Source organism: Streptomyces sp. NPDC038213 (assembly GCF_055600495.1).
The window spans coordinates 1-20620 of record NZ_JBVJYM010000046.1 but is presented as its reverse complement, the minus strand read 5'-3'; the positions used below and the strand labels follow the sequence as shown (position 1 = coordinate 20620).

Annotated in this window: 16 protein-coding genes and 1 tRNA gene; 8 read left to right on the top strand and 9 right to left on the bottom strand. The window is 74.7% G+C overall.

The window, feature by feature from the left end:
• Positions 1–133: 133 nt before the first annotated feature.
• Positions 134–2248, top strand: coding sequence for a glycogen debranching protein GlgX (glgX, locus tag ACZ7JZ_RS34370; protein ID WP_470946636.1), 2115 nt, complete (start codon positions 134–136; stop codon positions 2246–2248).
• On the opposite strand, the gene ACZ7JZ_RS34365 is transcribed toward glgX, so the two are convergent.
• Entirely contained in the window at positions 2233–3600 is a 1368-nt protein-coding gene (locus ACZ7JZ_RS34365) for an MFS transporter (RefSeq protein WP_470946633.1), read from the bottom strand. The genes glgX and ACZ7JZ_RS34365 overlap by 16 nt on opposite strands.
• Positions 3601–3682: 82 nt before the next feature.
• Here ACZ7JZ_RS34365 and treY point away from each other — a divergent pair, with 82 nt between their 5' ends.
• The gene (gene treY, locus ACZ7JZ_RS34360) at positions 3683–6421 is read left to right on the top strand and encodes a malto-oligosyltrehalose synthase (protein WP_470946630.1); all 2739 of its coding nucleotides are present in this window, start codon (positions 3683–3685) and stop codon (positions 6419–6421) included.
• Positions 6422–6485: 64 nt separating this feature from the next.
• Positions 6486–7748, top strand: coding sequence for a M14 family zinc carboxypeptidase (locus tag ACZ7JZ_RS34355; RefSeq protein WP_470946627.1), 1263 nt, complete (start codon positions 6486–6488; stop codon positions 7746–7748).
• 39 nt (positions 7749–7787) lie between these two features.
• Here the strand turns inward: ACZ7JZ_RS34355 and ACZ7JZ_RS34350 are convergent, their stop codons facing one another.
• On the bottom strand, positions 7788–8333 hold the full coding sequence (locus ACZ7JZ_RS34350; RefSeq protein ID WP_470946624.1) for an FHA domain-containing protein: 546 nt from the start codon (positions 8331–8333) through the stop codon (positions 7788–7790).
• 107 nt (positions 8334–8440) lie between these two features.
• On the opposite strand from ACZ7JZ_RS34350, the gene treZ reads away from it, so the two are divergent.
• Entirely contained in the window at positions 8441–10222 is a 1782-nt protein-coding gene (gene treZ / locus ACZ7JZ_RS34345) for a malto-oligosyltrehalose trehalohydrolase (protein WP_470946621.1), read from the top strand.
• Positions 10223–10234: 12 nt separating this feature from the next.
• On the opposite strand, the gene ACZ7JZ_RS34340 is transcribed toward treZ, so the two are convergent.
• Positions 10235–10732 carry a GNAT family N-acetyltransferase gene (locus ACZ7JZ_RS34340; RefSeq protein ID WP_470946618.1) on the bottom strand — a complete coding sequence of 166 codons (498 nt, stop codon included), beginning with the start codon at positions 10730–10732 and terminating at the stop codon, positions 10235–10237.
• 207 nt (positions 10733–10939) lie between these two features.
• Here ACZ7JZ_RS34340 and ACZ7JZ_RS34335 point away from each other — a divergent pair.
• Positions 10940–11012 (top strand) — tRNA-His (locus ACZ7JZ_RS34335).
• 63 nt (positions 11013–11075) lie between these two features.
• A complete protein-coding gene (locus ACZ7JZ_RS34330; RefSeq protein WP_470946615.1) occupies positions 11076–12197 on the top strand; it encodes an alpha/beta hydrolase in 1122 nt (373 codons plus the stop codon).
• 53 nt (positions 12198–12250) lie between these two features.
• Here ACZ7JZ_RS34330 and ACZ7JZ_RS34325 read toward each other — a convergent pair whose 3' ends face one another.
• From ACZ7JZ_RS34325 to ACZ7JZ_RS34300, 6 genes are all read right to left on the bottom strand, one after another.
• A complete protein-coding gene (locus ACZ7JZ_RS34325) occupies positions 12251–13009 on the bottom strand; it encodes an alpha/beta fold hydrolase (protein ID WP_470946613.1) in 759 nt (252 codons plus the stop codon).
• A 109-nt stretch (positions 13010–13118) separates the two neighbouring features.
• Complete coding sequence (locus ACZ7JZ_RS34320; protein ID WP_470946610.1) at positions 13119–15179, bottom strand: phosphocholine-specific phospholipase C; 2061 nt, start codon at positions 15177–15179, stop codon at positions 13119–13121.
• A gap of 223 nt (positions 15180–15402) precedes the next feature.
• Entirely contained in the window at positions 15403–15816 is a 414-nt protein-coding gene (gene msrB, locus ACZ7JZ_RS34315; RefSeq protein ID WP_470946607.1) for a peptide-methionine (R)-S-oxide reductase MsrB, read from the bottom strand.
• Between the two features lie 30 nt (positions 15817–15846).
• Positions 15847–17259, bottom strand: a complete 1413-nt coding sequence (murC, locus tag ACZ7JZ_RS34310; protein WP_470946604.1) for a UDP-N-acetylmuramate--L-alanine ligase — start codon at positions 17257–17259, stop codon at positions 15847–15849.
• 76 nt (positions 17260–17335) lie between these two features.
• Positions 17336–17803 (bottom strand): indole-3-glycerol phosphate synthase, encoded by a 468-nt coding sequence (locus ACZ7JZ_RS34305; RefSeq protein ID WP_470946602.1) that lies wholly within the window; start codon positions 17801–17803, stop codon positions 17336–17338.
• Between the two features lie 127 nt (positions 17804–17930).
• Complete coding sequence (locus tag ACZ7JZ_RS34300) at positions 17931–18827, bottom strand: pyrimidine reductase family protein (protein WP_470946599.1); 897 nt, start codon at positions 18825–18827, stop codon at positions 17931–17933.
• 118 nt (positions 18828–18945) lie between these two features.
• On the opposite strand from ACZ7JZ_RS34300, the gene zapE reads away from it, so the two are divergent.
• Positions 18946–20007, top strand: coding sequence for a cell division protein ZapE (gene zapE, locus ACZ7JZ_RS34295; RefSeq protein ID WP_470946668.1), 1062 nt, complete (start codon positions 18946–18948; stop codon positions 20005–20007).
• 53 nt (positions 20008–20060) lie between these two features.
• A complete protein-coding gene (locus ACZ7JZ_RS34290) occupies positions 20061–20489 on the top strand; it encodes an OsmC family peroxiredoxin (protein WP_470946597.1) in 429 nt (142 codons plus the stop codon).
• Positions 20490–20620 lie beyond the last annotated feature (131 nt).

Sequence of the window (20620 nt, the reverse complement as noted above, 5' to 3'; positions counted from 1 at the left end):
TTACATGCATACCTGGTATGCGTGGTCACCCGGTAGGACGGTCGCAAGTCCCGGCGGGTTGCCCTCCTTTCGGGGAAGATCTGGCGAAGGAAAAGACCCCAGATGCCGGATCAGAAGTGGAAGAGTCACATCTATGCAGGTCTGGCCGGGACAGGCGTATCCCCTGGGCGCTACGTACGACGGCGCCGGCACGAATTTCGCGGTCTACTCCGAGGCCGCCCGAAGGATCGAACTCTGCCTGCTGCACGACGACGGCTCGGAGACGGCCGTCGAGCTGCGCGAAACGGACGCTTTCGTGCGGCACGCGTACCTGCCGGGCATCATGCCCGGACAGCGGTACGGCTTCCGCGTCCACGGGCCGTACGAGCCCGGGCGCGGACAGCGCTGCAATTCCTCGAAGCTGCTGCTGGACCCGTACGCGCGGGCGATCAGCGGCAGCGTGGACTGGGGGGAGGAGGTGTACGGCTACCACTTCGGCAGGCCGGACTCGCGCAACGACCTCGACTCCGCCCCGCACACGATGACCTCGGTGGTGGTGAACCCGTACTTCGACTGGGCGAACGACCGCCCGCCGCGGACCGAGTACCACCACACGGTGCTGTACGAGGCCCACGTGAAGGGGCTGACGATGCGCCACCCGGAGCTCCCGGAGGAGCTCCGGGGCACGTACGCGGCCCTGGCGCACCCGGCGGTGATCGGGCACCTGACCAAGCTGGGCGTGACCGCCCTGGAGCTGATGCCCGTACACCAGTTCGTCAACGACCACCGGCTGGTGGACGACGGGCTCAGCAACTACTGGGGCTACAACACCATCGGCTTCTTCGCCCCGCACAACGGCTACGCCTCCGGGGACCGCGGCCAGCAGGTCCTGGAGTTCAAATCGGCGGTCCGGGCGCTGCACGAGGCGGGCATCGAGGTGATCCTCGACGTGGTCTACAACCACACCGCCGAGGGCAACCACCTGGGGCCGACCCTGTCCTTCCGGGGGCTGGACAACGCCTCGTACTACCGGCTGTCGGAGGACCCCCGGTACTACACGGACACCACGGGCACCGGGAACTCCCTGCTCATGCGCTCCCCGCACGTGCTCCAGCTGATCATGGACTCGCTGCGGTACTGGGTCACGGAGATGCACGTGGACGGCTTCCGCTTCGACCTGGCGGCCACCCTGGCCCGGCAGTTCCACGAGGTGGACCGGCTGTCGTCGTTCTTCGACCTGGTGCAGCAGGACCCCGTGGTCAGCCAGGTCAAGCTGATCGCGGAGCCCTGGGACCTGGGCGAGGGCGGGTACCAGGTGGGGAACTTCCCCCCGCTGTGGACCGAGTGGAACGGCAAGTACCGCGACACCGTCCGGGACCTGTGGCGGGGCCAGCCGCGCACCCTCGCCGAGTTCGCGGGCCGCCTGACGGGCTCCTCCGACCTGTACCAGGACGACGGGCGGCGCCCGCTGGCCTCGGTGAACTTCCACACCTGCCACGACGGGTTCACCCTGCACGACCTGGTCTCGTACGACGAGAAGCACAACGAGGCCAACCGGGAGGGCAACCGGGACGGCGAGACCCACAACCGCTCCTGGAACTGCGGGGCCGAGGGGCCCACCGACGACCCCGCGGTCCGGGAGCTGCGCGAGCGGCAGATGCGCAACTTCACCGCCACGCTCATGCTCTCCCAGGGCGTGCCGATGCTCAGCCACGGCGACGAGTTCGCCCGCACCCAGGGCGGCAACAACAACGCCTACTGCCAGGACAACGAGGTCTCCTGGGTGGACTGGCCCGATCCGGGCAAGCCGCCCCCGGCGCTGCTGGAGTTCACCCGCCGGATGGTGTGGCTGCGCCGGGACCACCCGGTCTTCCGGCGCCGCCGCTTCTTCCACGGGCGGCCGGTGGAGGGCACGCACGACGAGCTCACCGACATCGCCTGGTTCACCCCGGCGGGCGAGGAGATGCGGGCCCGGGACTGGCAGGCCCAGCACGCCCGGGCCCTGACGGTCTTCCTGAACGGGGAGGCCATCTCGGAGCCCGGGGTGCGGGGGGAGCGGATCACCGACGACTCGTTCCTGCTCATGTTCAACGCGAGCGCGGACCCCGTGGTCTTCACCCTCCCCCCGCGGCACGGCCGGCAGTGGCAGCTGGTCGTGGACACCGCCCGGGCGGAGGTCCCGGCCCCCGGCTCGGGGGCCCGGCTGGCCGCGGGCGACCGGGTGGCGCTGGCCGGGCGGAGCCTGGTGGTGCTTCAGCGGCCGGCGTAGTCCCCGCCCCGGCGGCCGGCGTAGTCCCGCGGGCGCGCCGCGGGCCCTCCGGGGCCCTGCGGGGCGCCCGCCCCCGGCTGCCGCTGCGCCGGCGCGCCGGCAGCGGCGGCCGGGGCGTGGGACCGGGCCGCCGGGACCCGGACGGACAGGGCCAGGGCGAGGGACAGCCCGGCGGCCGCCACGGCGACCGCGAAGGCCCCGGCCGGGCCGTGGGCCTGCGCGAGCCGCCCCGACAGGGCGAGCGCGAGGGCCTGGCCGGCCACGAGCGCGCTGGCGGCGAAGGCCATGGCCTCGGACAGCCGCTCCGGGGCCACGGCGCGCTCGGTCAGCGCGAAGGCGGTGATCAGGTGGGGCGCGTACGCGGCCCCCAGCACGATCACGACGGCGTACAGGCCGCCCAGGGTGCCGGTGAACAGCAGCGGCACGGACAGCACGAGCGCGGCCGCCGTGGCCGCCCGCCAGCGCAGCCGCAGCCCGATCCGGGCGGGCAGCGCGCCCAGGGCCAGCGCGGCGAAGGCGCTGACCACGCCCATGGCGGCGTACACCAGCCCCGCCTGCGCGGGGACGCCCAGCCGGTCCGTCAGCCCGGCGATCCCCGCCTGGCAGGCACCGAACATGGCCCCCTGGAGCAGCAGCGAGCCGCGCAGGGCGTAGACGATCCCGGGGTGGCGGGGGCCGCGGCCCCCGGCGGCCCCGGGTCCGGCCGGTGCGGGGCGCGCGGCGGGTGCGGCCGGCCGGCCCGCCGTGGCGGCGGCCGTCGGGTGCAGGGCGAAGGCGGTGGCGAAGACGGCGACGAGGGCCGCGGCGGCGCCGACGGCGACCGCGGGGTGGGCCGCGAGGGCGGCCAGGCCGACCAGGGCCGGGCCGAGGACGAACGAGACCTCGTCGAGGGTGCCCTCCAGGGAGTGCACGGCCCCGACCACCCGCTCCCCCGCCCCCGCCCGGTGCGCGAGCGCCACCGAGCGGGTCCGGGCCAGCGGGCCGATCAGCGGGACGGAGGCGCCGGTGACGGCCGCGACCGCGGCGAGGGGGGCGGTGGCCAGCCCGGCGAGCGCCCCGGTCACCAGGGCGGCGGTGGCGAGGGCGTTGACGGCGGCCGCGGCGAGGACCACGCGGCGCTGGCCGCGGCGGTCGGCGAGCCGCCCGAGCACGGGCCCGCACACCACCTGCCCGGCGGACAGGGTGCCGCCGACGATGCCCGCGGTGGCGAGGGAGCCGCTGGTCTCCGCGACGAGGAGGACGCTCCCGAACTGGGACATGGCCACGGGGAGCCGGGCCAGGAATGAGATGACCGGTAGGGCGGGCCCGGTCAGGGCGATGACACTTCGGTAGGTGAGGACGGTTCCTGCCATTGGACAGACGCTAACGCGCTGGAGTCACCCGGATGCACTGGGCAATGGCACGGAATCGCGGCGGGTGGGTACGTACGTTCTCATGACCCGGCAGTACTCCGGTGCCCCGCGCACCCTCCCGGACCCCGCCCCCACGACCCCGGCCGCCCCCGGCCGCCCACCCGTGCCCCCGGCCCCCACCGCCACGTACCGGATCCAGCTCCAGCCGCGGTTCCCCTTCGCCGCCGCGGCCCTCGCCGTGCCCAGACTCGCCGGGCTGGGGGTCTCGCACCTGCACCTGTCCCCCGTCCTGGAGGCGGTGCCCGGCTCCGCGCACGGGTACGACGTGGTCGACCACGCCCGCGTACGCGGGGAGTTGGGCGGCGAGGCGGGGCTGCGCGCGCTCGCGCGGACCGCGCGGGCGCACGGGATGGGGCTGGTCCTCGACATCGTGCCCAACCACATGGCCGTGCCCGCCGCCGGCCGGCTCAACCGGGCCCTGTGGGCGGTGCTGAAGCACGGACCGCGCTCCCCGTACGCCCGCTGGTTCGACATCGACTGGGCGGCCGGCGGCGGACGCGTACTGCTGCCCGTCCTGGGCGGACCGCTCGCGGCCGAACTGCCGCGGATAGAGGTGGCGCAGGGCCTACTGCACTACGGGGACCGGGAGTTGCCGCTGCGACCCGGGACCGCGGGACTGCCCAAGCGGGAGCTGCTGGCGGCCCAGTGGTACCGGCTCGGCTGGTGGCGGCTGGCCCGCAGCGAGCTCAACTACCGCCGCTTCTTCACCATTTCGGAGCTGATCGGGGTCCGCGTGGAGGATCCCGCGGTCTTCGCGGCCACCCACGCCAAGGTGCTGGAGCTGGTCCGGGACGGGGTGGTGCAGGGGCTGCGCGTGGACCATCCCGACGGCCTCGCCGACCCGGCCGGGTACCTCCGGCGGCTGGCCGCGCAGACCGCGCGGGCCGCGGCCGCCGCGGGCTCCGCGGGCAGGGCGACCGGGGCGGACTCCGCGGGCAGCGGGGGCAGCGCGGGCAGCGCGGGCTGCTGGACGGTGGTGGAGAAGATCCTGGCCCGCGAGGAGCAGCTGCCCCGCGACTGGGCGGTGGCGGGCACCACCGGGTACGACGCCCTGCACCGGCTGGACGGGCTCTTCACCGACCCGGACGGTGCGGCCGCGCTGGAGGCGCTGCACCGCCGCTTCACCGGGGCCCCGCCGGACGCCGGCGGGGAGTGGGCGGCCACCGCCCGGCGGGCCGGGTCGGAGGTGGTCCGCCACGACCTGGCCGCCGAGACCGAGGCCCTGGTGCGGCTCGCTGCCCCCGGCTCGCACGACCATGCGCCCTGGGCCCTGCGGACCGCGGTGCGCGAACTGCTCGTACGGCTCCCCGTGTACCGCCCGTACGACGGTCCGCAGGCCGCGCGGCTGCTGCCGGCCGAGGCGGTGCGGGCGGCCCGGGCGGCCTTCCCCGTACCGGCGGAGGCGGCGGCCGTGGACCACGTCCGCGCCCTCGCCCTCGGCGCGAACCCGGCCTTCGCGGCCCGCTTCGCCCAGACGGCTGCCGCGCTGCGCGCCAAGTCCCTCGAGGACCGGGCCTTCTACCGCTACACCCCCCTGCTGTCCGCCACCGAGGTCGGCGGGGACCCGGGCGCCCCGGCCTGCACCCCCGGGGAGTTCCACGCGTACTGCGCCCGCACGGCCCGCGACTGGCCCCTGACCGGCACGGTGCTCTCCACCCACGACACGAAGCGCAGCGGGGACGCGCGGGCGTGGATCGCACTGCTGTCCCAGGACCCGGAGGGCTGGGAGCGGTTCCTCGCGGAGGCGGGCGGCGGGGGCGCGGGGATGGTTGCGGACGGGGAGACGGGCGCGGGCGGGGGCGCGGCGGGGGACGGGGCAGCGACGGACGGGCCGGTGGCGGACGGCTCGGTGGCGGACAGGGCGGCGGCGAACGGGGCGGTGGCGAACGGGGCGGCGGCGGACAGGGCGGCGGCGCCCGATCCGCACCTGGTCTGGACGGCCTGGCAGACCGCCCTCGGCCTGGGGGCCCTGGACGGCGCCGGCGCGCGCGAGCGGCTCACGGCCGCCCTGCTCAAGGCCGCCCGGGAGGCCGGGCTGCGGACCGGGTGGACGGAGCCGGACGCGCAGTACGAGGACCGCCTGCGGGAGTTCACGGCCGCGATGCCGGCGGCCCCGCTTCGGGAGCTGGCCCGCGCCCTCGCCCCGCACGCGCGGGCGAACGTACTCGGCGCCGCGCTGGTCCAGCTGACCATGCCGGGGGTCCCGGAGGTGTACCAGGGCTGCGAGTCCGAATACCGGGCCCTGGTCGACCCCGACAACCGGGACCCGCTGCGGCCGCCCCCGCCGGACGAGAAGACCGCCGTGACCCGGGCCGCCCTGCTGCTGCGCCGCAGCCGCCCCGAACTCTTCGGGCCCGGCGGCGGCACGGCCCCGGCGGGGGCCGGTTCGTACGCGCCCGTGGCCGTCCGCGGCCCGGCGGCCGACCACTGCGTGGCCTTCGTCCGCGGGGGCGGCGCGCTGACCGTCGCCACCCGCCTGTCGCTGCGCCTGGAGCGCGCGGGCGGCTGGCGCGGCACCGAACTGCTCCTGCCGCCGGGCCGCTGGACCCCCCTGCTCCCCGGCCCCGAACCGGCCGAGGGCCCCGGCTGGGTCCCGGTGGCCGCGCTCCTCACCGCGCTGCCGGTGGCCCTGCTCGCCAGGGATTCGGCGGGGGCCCCGGAGGCGGTGAGCCGAACGGCCCCGGCAGCGGACGCGGCACCTGACCCGGCGGCAGGTCCGGCTGCCCGACCGGCGGTGGAGACGGGTGGTCCGCAACCGTAACGGTCCCGGAGCGGTACGGAGCGTGCCGGGCGGGCACCACAACGGGGTGACCCTTCTCTGTGACATGTGCTACCCCACCGCCGCCGAACTCGCCCTGGCCGCCCGCGCCCTCGCGGACGGGCACCCCGGGCTGGCCGGACTGCGCCGGGCCGGGACCTCCCGGGCGGGACGGCCCCTGTGGGTGCTCTCCGTGGGCCGGGAGTCCACCGCGACCGCCGCCGGCGGCACCCGGGACGTCCTCGTCGTCGCCGGCGCCCACGCCAACGAGCCGGTCGGCGGGCCCACCGCCCTGGCCCTGGCCCGCCGCGTGCTGCACGAACCGGCCCTGCGCTCCGGCGCCGCCTGGCACTTCCTGCTCTGCGCCGACCCGGACGGCGCGGCGCTGCACCGGACCCCGCGCCCTTACACCCTGCACGACTACCACCGGAACTTCTTCCGGCCGCCCGGACCCGAACAGCCCGAATGGGCCCCGTCTTTACTCACCCCGGACCGGCTGCCGCCCGAAACCCTCGCCCTGACCGCCCTGATCGACGAGGTGCGCCCGCTGCTCCAGGTCTCCCTGCACGGCACCGACCTCGGCGGCAGCTGGATCCAGCTCACCCGCGACATACCCGGCCTCGCGGAGCCCTTCGGCAAGTCCGCGGCCGAACTGCACATCCCGCTGGAGACCAGCGCCTCCGACGCCGCGGGCTGGCCCTCCCCCGGGCCCGGCATCTTCGTGATGCCGGAGCCCGGGGGCGACGGCGCGGGGCTCTTCCACCCCGAGGACGCCCGGCTGAGCACCTGGTACCACGCCCACCGGTACGGCGGGACCACGGCCATCGTCGAGGTCCCGATGTGGGCCGGCGGCCTGGTCGACGACCCGGCCCCGCACCCGGACCCGCGCCGGGCCCTGCGGGTGCTGGCGCGGCGGCTGGACGAGGATTCCGGGGAGCTGGCCCGGATCCTGGCCGCCGTCCGCCCCGGGCTGGACCCGGGCCCGGAGGGGCTCGCCCTGCTGCGGGCGGTGGACTGGACGATGGCGCTGATCCCGCGCATCACCCGCGAGTGGACCGACTCCGGTCCGCCGGAGGCCACCGCCGCGTACGTCGGCTCCATCGACGCGTTCGCGCGGCGGCTGGTGCTGCGGGCGGCGGCGATGCTGCTGCGGGTCCTGCGGGCGGCCGGGCACCCCGCCGCCCCCGCCCTGGACCGGCTGCTCACGGGCGGCTGCGAGGCCTTCGCGGACCGGTTCGGGGCGCGGCGGGTGCCGGTGGCGGTGCAGGTGGAGCACCAGGCGCGGGCGGCGGTGGCGGCGTACCGGGGCCTGGTGGCGCTCAGCCCGTGAGGGGCGGTGCGGGAGAGGCTGGATGGTGCCGTGGTGGGGTCAGCGGGTGGACAGGCGGAAGTTCATCTGGCCGAAGCCGACCTGGTCGCCGTCGCGGACGACCGCCGAGCCCGTGACCCGGTGCCCGTTGACGGTCGTGCCGTTCGTGGACCCGAGGTCCCTCAGCACCCACCGCCCGCCCTGGAGCACCAGCTCCGCATGCACCCGCGACACCGTGTCGTGGCTCAGCCGCAGCCCGTTGCCCGGATCCCGGCCGATCCGCAGGTACGCCCCCGAGGCCGGCAGCAGCAGCTTCGGCAGCTTCTCCGCCTGCCAGGCCCGCCGGACCCCGACCGACACCGCCGAGACCCGCCCCACCCACCCGAACAGGCGGCTCCCCCAAGGCCTTTCGGTGACGAGGTCCGCGGTGAGGGCGGCCAGTTCGTCGGACCGCCGCGCGGCGAGGGCGAGTTCCATCCGGCGCAGGAAGGTGTCGTGCGACAGCATCCCCTGCGCGGCCCCCTCCCGGAGCAGGCCCAGCGCCCGGTCCCGCTCGGCATCGGAGAGCCGCGCGGGAAGTCCGGGAAACTCGAAACTCGACGTCACGGGGTGATTGTCGGCCCGTCGGGCCCGAAGTGTCCAGAACTCCCGGGCCCGGCCGGTGATGATGGGCCGTGGCAGGTGTACCGCCGTCCGCGAGGAGGGGACCGTCCGTGCAGTTCGAAGTGTGGGCACCAGGAGCAGAACGGGTCGTGCTGCGGCTGCTGCCGCCGCCCGGCGGCCCGGCGGCAGGCACCGATGCGGCTACGGACACCGACATGGGCCGGGACCCCGACCGCCCGGGCTGGTGGACCGTGCGCGCCCCCGCCGCCCCCGGCGACCGGTACGCCTTCCTCCTCGGCGACGACCCCCGCCCGCGCCCCGACCCCCGCGGCCGCGCCCTGCCGGACGGGGTGGACGGGCCGAGCGCGGTCGTGGACCCGGAGCGGTTCGTGTGGTCCGTACCGGGGCCGGGCACCCCCCTGCAGGACTCCGTGCTGTACGAGCTGCACATCGGCACCTTCACCCCCGAGGGCACCTTCGACGCGGCCGCCGCCCGCCTCGGCGAGGTGGCCGCGCTCGGCGTGACCCACGTGGAGCTGATGCCGGTGTGCCCGTTCCCCGGCCGGCACGGCTGGGGGTACGACGGCGTGGCCCCCTGGGCCGTGCACGAGCCGTACGGCGGCCCTGCGGGCCTGGCCCGGTTCGTGGACACGGCCCACGAGCACGGCCTCGGCGTGGTCCTGGACGTGGTGCACAACCACCTCGGCCCGGCCGGCAACCACCTGCCCGCCTTCGGCCCGTACTTCAACGAGGCCCGGCAGACCCCCTGGGGCGCGGCGGTGAACCTGGACGCGGCCGGTTCCGACGAGGTGCGGGCGTACCTCCTCGGCAGCGCCCTGGCCTGGCTGCGGGACTACCGGATCGACGGGCTGCGGCTGGACGCGGTGCACGCGCTGGCCGACGACCGGGCGCTGACCTTCCTGGAGGAGCTGTCGGCGGCCGTGGACGCGCTCGCCGCGGAGACCGGCCGTCCGCTGTTCCTGATCGCCGAGTCCGACCGGTGCGATCCGCGGACCACCACCCCGCGCGCCGCGGGCGGCCTCGGCCTGCACGCGCAGTGGAACGACGACTTCCACCACGCGGTCCACTGCGCCCTGACCGGCGAGTCCCAGGGCTACTACGCCGATTTCGCCGGGTCCCCGCTCGCCGCGGTGGCCAAGACGATGAACCGCGGCTTCTTCCACGACGGCACCTACTCCGCCTTCCGCGGCCGCACCCACGGCCGCCCGGTGGACCGCCGCACCACCCCGGCCCACCGGTTCCTGGGGTACGTCCAGACGCACGACCAGATCGGCAACCGGGCCCGCGGCGACCGCCTGTCGGCCTCCCTCTCCCCGGGGCAGCTGGCCTGCGCAGCCGTGCTCTCCCTCACCGGGCCGTTCGTCCCGATGGTGTTCATGGGCGAGGAGTGGGGGGCGGGCACCCCCTGGCAGTACTTCACCGACCACGCCGACCCGGAGCTCGCGGAGGCCGTACGGGCGGGCCGCCGCCGGGAGTTCGCGGCGCAACTGCGGCCGGGCGAGGAGGTGCCGGACCCGCAGGACCCGGCGACCCGGGACCGGTCCTGCCTGAACTGGACCGAGCCCGGGCAGGCCCCGCACGACCGGCTGCGCGCCTGGTACCGCACCCTGATCGGCCTGCGCCGCCACCAGCACGACCTGCGGGACCCGGACCTGGCGGCGGTGCGGATCGCCTTCGACGAGGAGCGCCGCTGGATCACGTACCGGCGCGGCGACCTGCGGATCGCCGTGAACCTGGGCCCGGAGGCGGCCACCATCGCCCTGGGGCGCAACGGCGTGCGCGTGCTGGCCTCCTGGGAGCCGGTGCAGTCCCCGGGCCCGGAGGGCCGGATCCACCTGCCGGGCGAGTGCGCGGTGGTACTGGGGCACTGAGGCGGACCCGTGTCAGGTGAAGGCCAGCTCGTAGTACTTGAGCTGGTCGTCCTCGGCGACCAGGCGGAGTCCGACGGCCGTCATGACCCGCTGCGAGGCGATGTTGTCGTGCGCGGTGTCGCCGCGCACGGTGCGGGCCCCGTGCTCGCGCGCCAGGCGCAGCAGGGCCCGGACCGCCTCGGTGGCGTAGCCCTCGCCGCGCACGGAGGGGATCAGCCCGTAGCCGATGGTGACGCTGCCGTCCTCGTCGGCGGGGCCGTGGAAGCCGAGGCCGCCGATGGCGAGCCCGTCGGCGCGGCGCCGGATCTCGTAGGCGCCGAAGGGGTGCGGGTTCGGGTCGCTGGTCTCCTCGCAGGTGCTGAGGAAGTTGCGGGCGCCGACGGCGTCGATCTCGGCGGGGTATCCGGGGGCCCAGGCGGTCGCGTCCCGGGGGCCGGCGGCGATCAGGCGCCGGGCTTCCGCCGCGCTCATGGGATGAAGGACCAGCCGCTCGGTTACCAGGTCGTCCATGACAGGTGCCTACCACAGGGCCGGGCACCCGGCCTACGGGTCCGGCTGCGCGGGGCTCGTTTCCCCACCCCGCCCCCGGTCCGCGCCACACGGCTCCGGCGGGGGCGGATACGGGCGGCTGACCGGCGGTTAATGCGTCGCGGGAGGCCCCCTCTGATCGGCTATGCTGTGCGTGCACATCGAACGGGTGGTCCGCTGCCCTTCGTGGTGGGTGTAGCTCAGTTGGTAGAGCACCTGGTTGTGGTCCAGGTGGCCGCGGGTTCGAGTCCCGTCACTCACCCTGTGATCCGTGGGGCGTACGCGATATTCGCGTGCGCCCCGCGGTCGTTCCTGAGTGGAGACCATGTCCATTACGGGTGACCTCGCCCTGGCGCTGGCCGCGGCTGCTGCCTTCGCGGTGTTCGCGCTGACCGTCTGGCTGTGGCCACGGCTGTCCGGGCGCGGGCCGCGCGCCCTGCTGGGCCGGGCCGGGCTCCAGGTGGCGGTGACGCTCACGCTGGTGCTGCCGCTGACCCTGGCGGTCAACTCCTCGTACGGTTTCTACGCCTCCTGGGGCGACCTGCTGGCGCTGGAGCGCGACGACCGGCGGGCCGCCGCCGCGCAGGAGGCGCGCGACCGCGGCGGGCTCGCGGTGACCGGGCTGCACGGCTGGCGGTACCGCGGCACCGCGGACCCCGCCGTGGCCGGCCGCATCGAGGCGGTCACCCTGTACGGGATGCGCAGCGGGCTGGCCGCCCCGGCGTACGTGCACCTGCCGGCGCAGTTCCTGGCGGCCCCGGCGGCGGAGCGCAGGCGGTTCCCGGTGGTGGTGGCCCTGAGCGGGTACCCGAGCACGCCCCGGGTGCTGATCGACCTGTTCAAGTACCCGCAGGTGGCCGTGGAAGCGGTACGGGAGGGCCGGATGCGGCCCGCGGTGCTGGTGATGCTGACCCCGACGGTGGCGCCGCCCCGGGACACCGAGTGCGTGGACGTCCCGGGCGGACCGCAGGCGGAGACCTTCTTCGCCGAGGACCTGCCGGCCGCGGTCGCCCGGCACTACGGGCTCACGCGGGACCCGCGCGCCTGGGGGGTGGTGGGCAACTCCGTCGGCGGGTACTGCGCGCTGAAGCTGGCCCTGCGCAAGCCGGACTCCTACCGGGCGGCGGCCGGGCTGTCGGCCCTGTACGCGGCCGCGGAGGACGCGGACACCGGCGACCTGTTCGCGGGCGACGAGCGCCTGGAGCGGGAGAGCGACCTGCTGTGGCGGCTGCGCAACCTCCCGCAGCCCCCGGTCTCGCTGCTGGTCGCGAGCAGCGAGACCGGCGAGCACCAGTACCCGCAGACCATGGAGTTCGTCCGGGCCGTGCGGTCCCCCGCCCGGGTCTCCTCGCTCATCCTCGACCGGGGCGGGCACAACTACGAGACCTGGGGGCGCGAGGTGCGGCCGGCGCTGGAGTGGCTGGTGGGACGGCTGAAGCACCCCTGACGCCCCCGGCGGGATCGCCGTCGGGTGCCGGTCGGATCCCGGTGGGGTGCCGGTCAGCTCCCGGTCAGGAAGGACTCCACCGCGGTGACCAGGGCCACGGGCGTCTCGTGCGCCGGGTAGTGCCCGCTGCCCTCCAGGATCCTGACCTCGGCGTTCGGGTACCAGACCTGCCAGGTGGCCCGCATGACCTCCGCGGTCAGCGCGAGGTCGTACGCCCCGACGAGGACGAGCACCGGCAGGGCGCTGCCCTTGACCGCGGCCGACAGGTCCAGGGTCTGCCAGCTGGCGAGGTACCCGGCGAAGGCCTCGGGCCGGGAGGCCTCCAGGGAGTGCGCGACCATCCGCTCCAGCCAGTGGCCGCTCGCGCGGTTGCCGGTGACCAGGTCGAGGATGGCGCGCCGCTTGGCCGGGTCGGCGGCGGCCCCGTAGAAGAGGGCGTGCGTCTGGTCGTCCATCTCGTACGGGCCGGCGGGGACCGGGGCGATCCCGATCAGCTTCTCGACCCGGCCGGGGGCCCGGACCAGCACCTGCTGGGCGGCCTTGCCGCCCATGGAGTGCCCGATGAGGGAGAAGGTCTCCCAGCCCAGCCCGTCCGCGAGCGCGAGGACGTCGTCGGCGATCTCGGCGAGGGTGTAGCGGCCGGTTTCGGCCCTGCGGTCGCCGTAGCCCCGGTAGTCGAGGAAGGCGTACGTGAAGCCCTCGGGGTCCAGGTAGTCCAGGACGGAGCCCCAGTTGGCGGAGGTGCCGAACCAGTCGTGCAGCACGATGACGCGGACGGGTCCCGTTCCGACGGTGCGGTGGGCGAGGGGCATGCGGTCTCCCTGCGGGTGGGGGCGGACGACGCCGTACCCCTGCCCCGCCCGCACGGGCCGCAACCGGCCCGGCAGCGGATCCGGTGGGGATCCGCTGCCGGGCGCCGGGTCAGACCGTGAGGATGCCCGGGTCGGAGAGGCCCGCGGCGCCCGTCTCGACCTTGCCGGCGAGGCGGCGCAGGAAGACCGCGTCCCCGGCGGCGGTGACCGTGACGTCGTACCAGTTGCGGGTGGTGCGCAGGTCCACGGAGTGGGTGACGGCGGCGCCCCTGCGGACCGTGAAGGTCTGGGTGGTGCCCGCGTAGGCGTGGACGACCGTCAGGTGGGCGTCGGCGGTGGCGGCGTTGGTGAAGGTGAGGTCGAGGTTGCCGGTGGCGGCGTTGTGCCGGGCGGTGACCTCGGGGCCGGCCGTCTTGCCGGGGCTGCGGAAGCGGCGCAGGAAGCCGTTGGGGCCGTGGACGGCGAGGTCGGTGACCCCCTTGGAGTACTGGGTGTTCCAGGTGTCGGCGATCGACTTGCCGGCCCCGGTGGTGTAGGTCCAGGGCGCGTCGGTGCGGTTGGCGGAGGTCACGTAGAACTGGCCGCCCGCGGCGGGGCCCGCACTGAAGGTCAGCTGGTACCTGCCGGTGGCGGTGTCGGCCGAACCGTCCACGTAGGGGGCGTACTTGAGGGGGCGGGTGGGCCGGGAGCCGGCCTCCTGGCGGGGCATGGTGCCGGTGGCCGGGACGGGCGGCACGTAGTCGGGGTGGCGCTCGCGGTCCTGCGGCTCGTATCCGGAGGTGGGCGGCAGCGGGGCCGGGGAGGTCTCCGTGCGGGAGAAGTCGAAGGCGGAGGTGAGGTCGCCGCAGACGGCGCGGCGCCAGGGGGAGATCTGCGGCTCCTGCACCCCGAAGCGCTGCTCCATGAAGCGGATGATCGAGGTGTGGTCGAAGGTCTCGGAGCAGCTGTAGCCGCCGGTGCTCCAGGGGGAGACGACGAGCATGGGCACGCGGGGGCCGAGGCCGTAGGGGCCCGCGACGTAGCCGGTCTTGCCGGGGAAGTAGTCGAGGGCGGTGGCGGTGGTGGACAGGCCCTGGGCGGCGGAGCCGGGGGCGTAGGGCGGGACGACGTGGTCGAAGAAGCCGTCGTTCTCGTCGTACGTGATGAACAGGGCGGTGCGGGCCCACACGTCGGGGTTCGAGGTGAGCGCGTCGAGGACCTGGGATATGTACCAGGCGCCGTAGTTCGAGGGCCAGTTGGAGTGCTCACTGAAGGCCTCGGGGGCGGCGATCCAGGACACCTGCGGCAGGGTGCCGGCCGCGACGTCCGCGCGCAGCTGGTCGAAGTAGCCCTCGCCGGCCTTGGCGTTGGTGCCGGTGCGGGCCTTGTCGTAGAGCGGGCTGCCGGGCTGGGCGCTGCGGTAGGTGTTGAAGTACAGCAGGGAGTTGTCGCCGTAGTTGCCGCGGTAGGCGTCGTTGATCCAGCCCCAGTGGCCGGCCGCGTCGAGCCCGTCGCCGATGTCCTGGTAGATCCGCCAGGAGACGCCGGCGGCCTCCAGGCGCTCGGGGTAGGTCTTCCAGCCGTAGCCCGCCTCGGCGTTGTTGAGGACGGGGCCTCCGCCGGTGCCGTCGTTGCCGGTGTGGCCGGTCCACATGTAGTAGCGGTTCGGGTCGGTCGAGCCGATGAAGGAGCAGTGGTACGCGTCGCAGACGGTGAAGGCGTCGGCCAGGGCGTAGTGGAAGGGGATGTCCTGGCGGGTCAGGTAGGCCATGGTGGTGGGCGTCTTGGCGGGCACCCACTGGTCGTACCGGCCCTTGTTGAAGGCCTTCTGGCCGCCGGCCCAGTCGTGGTTGAGTCCCTGGAGGAACTCCATGCCGAGGTCCTCGGCGGGCGGCCGGAAGGGCAGGGTCTCCTTCTTGCTGCCGTCTGCCTGGTGCCAGACGGACTTTCCGCTGGGCAGGGTGACGGGGCGGGGGTCGCCGAACCCGCGCACGCCCTTCATCGCTCCGAAGTAGTGGTCGAAGGAACGGTTCTCCTGCATCAGGACCACGATGTGCTCGACATCCTGGATGGTCCCGGTGGAGCCCTGCGCCGGGATCGCGGCGGCCCGGGCGATGCTGTCGGAGAGCGTGGTCAGCGCGGCGGCGCCGCCGGCCAGCTGGAGGAAGCGGCGGCGGTTGAGTTCGGCCATGGGGATGTGGACCTCTGCGGGTGAGGGGGCGGCTGGGGGCGGACTCAGAAGAGCGCGTGCGGGGTACAGCCCGGAGACTGCCCCGTGACGCCCCGGGGTACGCCGGACGAACGCCGCCCTCCGGCCCCCTCCGCACCCCGGCATGCGCCAGGGGGCCCCGGACACCGTCGGTGTCCGGGGCCCCCTGGGCTGCGCGTGCGGTCCGGCCGGGAGGCCCCCCGCGTCAGGACCCGTCCGGGTCCGGGGTCAGGCGCAGGGAGATGCTGTTGATGCAGTAGCGCTGGTCGGTGGGGGTGCCGTAGCCCTCGCCCTCGAAGACGTGGCCCAGGTGGGAGCCGCAGGCCGCGCAGCGGACCTCCGTGCGGACCATGCCGTGGGAGGTGTCCGCGAGGAGTTCGACCGCGTCGGTGTCCTTCGGGTCGTAGAAGGACGGCCAGCCGCAGTGGGAGTCGAACTTGGTCTCCGAGCGGAAGAGCTCGGCCCCGCAGGCGCGGCAGGAGTAGATCCCGGCCGTCTTGGTGTCGGTGTACTCGCCGCGGAACGCGGGCTCCGTGCCGGCCAGGCGCAGGACCTGGTACTCGGACGGGGTCAGCTCCGCCTGCCACTGCTCGTCGGTCTTCTCGACTTCGTACGCCATGACAGCGCCGTCCCTTCAGTTCGCCTCGGGTCAGTTCGCCTCGGGTGCCTGGCCGAGCTTCTCCAGGATGAGCGGGCCCAGGTCCGTCACGTCGCCGGCGCCCATGGTGAGAACGAGGTCGCCGGGCTTGGCCATTCCCGCGATGACATCCGGGGCGGCCGCCTTGTCGTGCTCGGCGGCGACGTCGGCGCCGGCGGCGCGGGCCGCGGCGATGATGATCTCGCTGGTGACCCCGGGGACCGGGTCCTCGCGGGCCGGGTAGATGTCGAGGACCACGGAGGAGTCGGCGAGGGCGAGGGCGCGGCCCATCTCGGTGCCGAGCTCCTGGGTGCGGGAGAAGAGGTGGGGCTGGAAGACCACGAGGATGCGGGCGTCGCCCGCGGCGCCCCGGATGGCCTCCAGGTCGGCGGTCATCTCGGTGGGGTGGTGCGCGTACGAGTCGATGACCTGGACCCCGGCGGCCTCGCCCTTGAGCTGGAGGCGGCGCTTGACGCCGGTGTACTTGCCGAGGGCGGAGGCCAGGTTGTGCGCCGGGATGCCGAGGGCGGTGCCGGCGGCCAGGGCGGCGACGGCGTTGTGGGCGTAGTGGCGGCCGGGCACGGAGACCGTGAAGGTCAGCGGTCGGCCGTCGAGCAGGACGGTGACCTCGCTGGTGAGACCGCGGGGGGTGATCTTGGTGATGCGGACGTCGGCGCCCTCGCCCTCGCCGTACGTGACCACGGAGACCGGGGAGCCGGCGGCGGCGATCCGGCGGGTCAGCTCGACGGCGCCCTCCTGGTCGGCGGAGACCACGAGCGTGCCGCCGGGGACGACCCTGCCCACGAAGGTCTCGAAGGATTCGAAGATCTCGTCCATCGAGGCGTAGTTCGCGTGGTGGTCGAGCTCGGCGTTGAGGACGATGGCGACCTGGGGGGCGTACTTGTGGAAGCTGCGGTCGCTCTCGTCGGCCTCGGCGACGAAGATCCCGCCGGCGCCGTGCTGCGCGTTGGAGCCGGGCGCGTCGAGGTCGCCGCCGATGGCGTACGAGGGGTCGAGGCCCAGCGCCGTGAGGGAGACGGCCAGCATCGAGGTGGTGGTGGTCTTGCCGTGGGTGCCGGCGACGGCGATGGGGCGGGTGCCGTCCATGAGTGCGGCCAGGGCGTCGGACCGGTGGACCACGGGGATGCCCAGCTCGGCCGCCCGGGCGAGCTCGGGGTTGTCGGCGCGGATGGCGCTGGAGACGACGACGCAGCTGGCATCGTCGGCGAGGTGGCCGGCGGCGTGCCCGATGTGGACCGTGGCGCCGAGGGCGCGCAGGGCCCCGGCGGTCTCGGACTCGCGGGAGTCGCTGCCGGCCACCTTCGCTCCCCGCTGCGCGAGGATCTTCGCGATGCCGGACATTCCGGCGCCGCCGATGCCGATGAAGTGGGGCCGGTCCATCGCGGTCGGCAGGCCGAGTGTCATTGGTGTTTCTCCCGGGGGCTGTGCCCGAAGGCTTCGTGCGGTCGGCGCCCCGGGGCGGGGCGCCTGCCCCCGCAGCCTATTCGTTGTGGGCGAAGAGCTTCAGCACCGGAACGCCGACCTTGTGCCGCGCGCGGGAGGCCCAGTCCCGGTGGAAGAACTCTTCCACGAAGTGCGGGGCGGTCAGGACGATCACCTCGTCGGCGCCGGTCTCCTCCACGACCGCCTTCAGCTTGTCGAGCGGGTGGTCGTCGATGAGCTGGCCCACGGCGGGGTGGTTGCGGGTCCGCAGGGCGGCCAGGGAGTGCTCCAGGGCCTGCTCGGCGGGCCCGCGGGCCGCCTGGCCCTCGGGTTCGTCGCCCTCCCGGATCGCCTCGGGCAGCTCACCGAGGGCCACGTCGTCGATGGCGCGCAGCAGCCGGTCCTGGTCCCCCCGGGGCTGCAGCAGCACGACGAAGGAGACGGGGTCGTCTCCGTGCAGGGTCGTGACGAAGTCCACGTCTACGGATGTCAGAGGCTTCTCGATCATCAATACGCTCGTGAACACGGACGCCCTCTCCTTCATGGGCCGCGGCCGGCCCCTGCGGAAACCATCCTGCCCCGTCGGGACACGGGACCTGTGGAGGTAATAGTGCCCAGCGGGAGATAACCGGAACGGGAAATTCCGCATCGTGTCAGATCCGACGGTAGCGGGTGAACAGGAACCCGGCCTCCTCCAGCAGCCCGGTGAGCGCCATCCGGGCCGGAACCTCCAGTCCGGGGCCGCCCGCGATCCGCTGGGCCTGCCCGGCCGTGAGCGTGGGCGACACGGTCAGGCACAGCTCGTCCAGCGCCTCCGCCGCGATGAACTGGCCCAGGAGCCGGGGCCCGCCCTCCGTCAGCTGCCGCCGCAGGCCCCGGCCGGCGAGCTCCCGTACGGCACGGAGCGGGTCCACGCGGGAGCCCTCCCCGGCGAAGACCACCTCGGCGCCCGCCTCCCGGGCCCGGGCCACCCGGTCGGCGGGGGCCGCGGCGCCGGTCAGCACCAGCGTGGGCACCAGCGGGGCGGTGAACAGGGGCAGCGAGAAGTCCAGATCCAGTCCGGCGCTGACCACGGCGACGGCGGGGGCCGGGCCCTGGCCGGCGGCCGCGCGGCGGGCCGCGAAGGCCTCCCGGGCCCGGGCCGGGCGGTACCCCTCCAGGCGAACCGTTTCCGCACCCACGACGACCACATCGGCGAGGGCCCGCAGGGTGCCGAAGACGCGCATGTCCGTGGCGCTGGAGATCGGCTGCGAGCGGCCGTCGTGCTGGGCCGCGCCGTCCAGCGAGGAGACCATGTTCCCGCGCAGCCAGTGCCCGTCCGCCGCCAGCGGGGGGTAGGCGTAGGCCTCGGCGATCTCGTCGAGGGACCACTCTCTGTCAACGGCGCTGTCAACGGTGCCGTCCACCGCGCGGCCCACCGCCCGGCCGGTGCCGGGGCCTGCTGCCGGGTCCGCACGGCCGCCGGCCGAGCCCCCCGCGGGGGCCCCGGAAGCGTCCGTTCCGGGAGTCGGGTCGAGTGTCTGATCGGTCACAGGGAACAGGCGTCGCATGCGGTGCAGTGTGACACGCGGCGTACAGTTGAGGGCTGTGTCAACATCTCTCACTGAGTCCTCGGGGCCCACCCCCGCCGCGGGGTCCGCAGCGGCCGCCCCCGCCGGGCGCGGCCCGATAGCCGACGCGGGCCCGCAGTCCCTGTGCGCCCGCGAGCCGCACGTGCCCGCCGAGCGCCTCGTCGCGGAGATGGTGCCGCCGCCGCGCTTCGACTCGGTGCGATTCGACACGTACATCCCCGACCCCACCCAGCCGAGCCAGTCCGAGGCCGTCACGGTCCTCGGGGCCTTCGCGGCCGGACTGGGCGGGGCCCACGCGAGCGGCGCCGCCAAGCGCCGCTGGTTCTCGCGGGCGCCGAAGCAGACCGCCCCGGCCGGACCGCGCGGGGTCTACCTCGACGGCGGCTACGGAGTCGGCAAGACCCACCTGCTGGCCTCCCTGTGGCACGCCACCCCGGCCGAGCCCGAGCTGAAGGCCTTCGGCACCTTCGTGGAGCTGACGAACCTGGTCGGCGCCCTCGGCTTCCAGCAGACCGTGCAGACCCTCGGCGGGCACCGGCTGCTGTGCATCGACGAGTTCGAGCTCGACGACCCGGGCGACACCGTCCTGGTCTCCAGCCTGCTGCGCAAGCTCGTCGAATCGGGCGTGGCCCTGGCCGCCACCTCCAACACCCTGCCCGGCAAGCTCGGCGAGGGCCGCTTCGCCGCCGTGGACTTCCTGCGCGAGATCCAGGGCCTGTCGGCGCACTTCCGGCCGCTGCGCATCGACGGCCAGGACTACCGCCACCGCGGGCTGCCCGAGGCCCCCGCGCCCTACTCGGACGAGCAGGTCACCAAGGCCGCGTACGCCACCCCCGGCGCCTCGCTGGACGATTTCCCCGGGCTCCTGGAGCACCTGGCGAAGGTGCACCCGAGCCGCTACGGCGCGCTCACCGAGGACATAGCCGCGGTCTGCCTGACCGACGTCCGCGCGGTGCCCGACCAGTCCACCGCGCTGCGCCTGGTGGTGCTCGCCGACCGTCTGTACGACCGGGAGATACCCGTACTCGCCTCGGGTCTGCCCTTCGACCGGCTGTTCAGCGAGGAGATGCTCGCCGGGGGGTACCGAAAGAAGTACTTCCGCGCCATCTCGAGGCTCACTGCACTGGCGCGTGACGCAAAGGGGCTGGTGTCCCAGTAGGTTGGGCCAGTCGGGCCGGCGCGGCCCGGCCGACCAGCCTGAAGGGAACCATCATGGGCGCCACGCGTTCCGCACACGCCGTCTGGGAAGGCGATCTGTTCGAGGGCAAGGGCGAGGTGACGCTCGACTCCTCCGGTCTGGGCACGTACGCCGTGTCCTGGCCGGCCCGCACCGACGAGGAGGCGAACGGCCGCACCTCCCCCGAGGAACTCATCGCCGCCGCGCACTCCAGCTGCTTCAACATGGCCTTCTCCAACGGCCTGGCCAAGGCCGGCACCCCGCCGACCCGCCTGACCACCAAGGCCGCGGTCACCTTCGTGCCCGGCAAGGGCATCACCGGCAGCCACCTCACCGTCGAGGGCGAGGTGCCCGGCATCGACGCCGAGGCCTTCGCCGCCGCGGCCGAGGAGGCCAAGAAGAACTGCCCGGTCAGCGCGGCCCTGACCGGTACGACCATCACGCTGGACGCGAAGCTGGTCTGACGGTCCGTCCGGCCGCCGGGGGAACCCGGAGGCCGTAGGCCCGTTCCCGGCGGTCCGTCAGATACCGCACACCCGCGGCCGTCTGACGGATCGCCGTACGACATCCGAGGCACTGTGGCCGATCCGCACCG